General features: G+C 56.8%; 3 protein-coding genes and 1 pseudogene. All 4 read left to right on the forward strand.

Annotated elements, in window-relative coordinates:
* Positions 1-594: 594 nt before the first annotated feature.
* Positions 595-1,383: pseudogene (locus tag ACFQDM_RS15285) on the forward strand (multicopper oxidase domain-containing protein); the annotation flags it as partial.
* 34 nt (positions 1,384-1,417) lie between these two features.
* Entirely contained in the window at positions 1,418-1,897 is a 480-nt protein-coding gene (locus ACFQDM_RS15290; protein WP_127899934.1) for a cupredoxin domain-containing protein, read from the forward strand.
* 17 nt (positions 1,898-1,914) lie between these two features.
* Positions 1,915-2,196: a copper-binding protein gene (locus tag ACFQDM_RS15295; RefSeq protein ID WP_042246680.1), complete on the forward strand. Its 282-nt coding sequence runs from the start codon at positions 1,915-1,917 to the stop codon at positions 2,194-2,196.
* Positions 2,197-2,551: 355 nt separating this feature from the next.
* Positions 2,552-3,037 (forward strand): CopM family metallochaperone, encoded by a 486-nt coding sequence (gene copM / locus ACFQDM_RS15300; protein WP_042246683.1) that lies wholly within the window; start codon positions 2,552-2,554, stop codon positions 3,035-3,037.
* Positions 3,038-3,069: the final 32 nt, after the last annotated feature.

Genomic DNA, 3,069 nt, shown 5'->3' on the forward strand with positions numbered 1-3,069 from the left:
TCAACGCCCAGAACCTCGCCCAGCATGGCCCCTCCTAATAAGACACGTCGTTAAGGACGTCGTTATGCTCGTGTCTTAGCTCGGAACCCCGCCGTCAGGCAGGCGGCCTCAATCGGGCGGTTACGTCTCTCCCGCAGCCAATGCAGATGCAGAAAGAGTGATCGGCCCTTAGCGGACACCCGTTCATCATTGATGCTGTAAAGCGCGGCTTCTGAAGCGGCTGTTCGTTCTATCGCACAGCATGGCCGCATCTGCTGCTGGCGTCTGTACGGACAAACTCTCGAGTTGTTTCGCGATGACCCACTTCTAATCCTGGACTTCTTCCAGTTGCCATTTGGGGCCGCCAAACTTGCGGACCTACTACTCAGGCCGTCAGACTTCACACCTCTGATAGCATAGTGCCGGTCGATCAACTTGGCCCGCGGCTCAGTCTTGGCCGCGGGTGGATGGAAATATTCGAATCAGTCTCGTGTGCAAACATACGCATTACGATCTTCTGACATATTTTGTCCGTATTTTTGCGAACGATATGCTTCTTACAACGTAATTTGCCGCTTAACTACGTAAATCGCGCCAAAATATGACATCTAACAATATAAGAAAGACCCGGCCTTCATGCCCGTGGATCGGGATTTCGGGATTTTGTTGGCCGCCTATGACATCGACCCCGGGACCTACATCCCGCGCGTTGCCGAGATGACGAACTTCAACATGTGGACCTTCAACAGCCGCATTTTCCCGGACATTGACCCGCTTGTCGCCAGCAAAGGCGACCGTGTCCGGGTGCGTGTCGGCAATCTGACAATGACCAATCACCCCATCCACATGCACGGCTATGATTTCGAGGTGACCTGCACGGATGGAGGATGGGTCCGGCCGGAGGCCCGCTGGCCTGAGGTCAGCATCGATATTCCGGTAGGCGCGATGCGTGCCTACGAATTCGATGCCGTTCATGAAGGGGACTGGGCGTTCCACTGCCACAAGTCACACCACACCATGAACGCCATGGGTCACGAACTGCCCACGATCATCGGCGCCAACAAGACCCGCGTCACCGACATGGTTCGCAGGCACCAGCCCGGATACATGTCGATGGGAACAGCAGGCATGGGTGACATGGGCGAGATGTCCATGGAAATCCCTGAGAACACCATCCCGATGATGACAGGCTGGGGTCCGCATGGTCCGCTGGAGATGGGCGGCATGTTCTCTGTCATGAAGGTGCGCGAAGGCATCGCTCCTGACGACTATTCCGATCCGGGTTGGTATGAAAACCCTCCCGGTACGCAGGCATGGGAATGGACGGGCGAATTGCCCGAGCATGCCAGCAACTACAGCCCCGAAACCATCCTGACGCCGCGTGGCGGCAAGCGGTTGGGCTGATCTGACCCTATCGAGCACCATAAAGGAAAACGCGATGAAATCGTTGATGCTGGTTACTGCCATTTCTCTCTTCCCGGCCCTCGCGCTCGCAGCGGGTACCCATGAAGGCGGCCATGACGAATATGCTATGGGGACCCCGGCCGCCGAAGGCGCCGCAGACATGAAATCCGTCGAGATTTCGATGCGGGAGACTGATGAGGGCACGATGATCTTCGAGCCTTCGGAACTGTCTTTTGCGTCCGGTGAAACCGTCCGTCTGGTCATCACCAACGATGGCGAGCTGGAACATGAGTTCGTCATGGATACCGTCGAGGCCAATGCCGAGCACAAGGAGCTGATGGCGCGGTTCCCCGAGATGGAACATGACGACCCGAACGCGGTCCGTCTTCAGCCGGGCGAGACCGGCGAGATCCTTTGGACCTTCGAAAACGAGGGCGAGTACGAATTCGCCTGCCTGATGCTGGGTCATTACGAGTCCGGCATGCACGGCCCCCTGAACGTCACCGAATCCTGAACCCCGAGGACCTGACCATGAAACTTATCCAACTGACTGCCGCTGCGCTGATCCTTTCTGCTGGAGGCGCCTTTGCTGACACACACATCACCAATGGGACCGTCACCAAGGTCGACACCCAGTGGAGCAAGGTGACCGTCGATCATGAGGAGCTGAAGAACCTGGATATGCCGGCCATGAAGATGGTTTTCCAGGTCGCGGAGCCTGAGATGCTCGATGGCCTCAGCGAGGGTGCCGCCATCCGCTTCGCCGCTGACCGTGTGAACGGCAAGCTGACCATTACCGAAATTCTGGAATAAATCAGAAAGCGCTGGAGGTTATAGAATGAGAACGTTGTTCATGTCCGTACTGGCGGCTGCCAGTATCACTGCAAGCGTCGGTTATGCTGAGGAAGGAAGTCATAGCACAAGAGGATCAAATCCAAATGCTGGGGGCGGAATATCAGTTTCCGTGGATAACACGCCGGAGAGACCAGAGCCTTCGTCAAGACTGGCTCGCCCCACAAACACGATACCGGTTCCGGCAGGGCGTATCATGTCGAACAAGGAACTGAGAAGAGCAGGGTTAAAACCCGATGATGTCGTCATGCACGTTTCAGTTTTCTGAGGAACAGGCTTAGCATCGTCATATGTCTCAAATTTACGGAGGACTGAGATGAGTTCTGTTAAGATCCTTATTGCCGCAGCGATTGCTGCGACCAGCCTTACTGCGCCCGTCTTTGCTCAGGACGCTGAATTCCAGATGCCTGAGCAGTGCGCCATGGCTGCACCCGCCAGTGATATGCCCGCGGAAAGCATGGACGGGTCACAGATGGGCGGCGATGCGCAGTCTGACGGCATGGGCGCCATGATGGGTATGGGCGGCGTGGATTTGGCAACCATGCCGGAACATGTTCAGGAAAACATGCGTCGCATGATGGTAACGATGCCAGCCATGCACGACGGCATGATGAACGAGGATGCCGACGTGGCCTTTGCTTGCGGCATGCTTGCCCATCACCAGGGTGCCATCGACATGGCCGAGGTGCTTCTCGAACATGGCGAGGACGATGAGATGCGCACCCTCGCGCAAGAGATCATCGATGCCCAGGTCGGTGAGATGGAGCAGATGACCACGTGGCTTGCTGAAAACGCCAACTGAGCCTGCCTTGAACCGCGCGGCATGACGCCGCG

This window comes from Ponticaulis profundi, from assembly GCF_042659465.1.
Lineage (GTDB): Bacteria > Pseudomonadota > Alphaproteobacteria > Caulobacterales > Hyphomonadaceae > Ponticaulis > Ponticaulis profundi.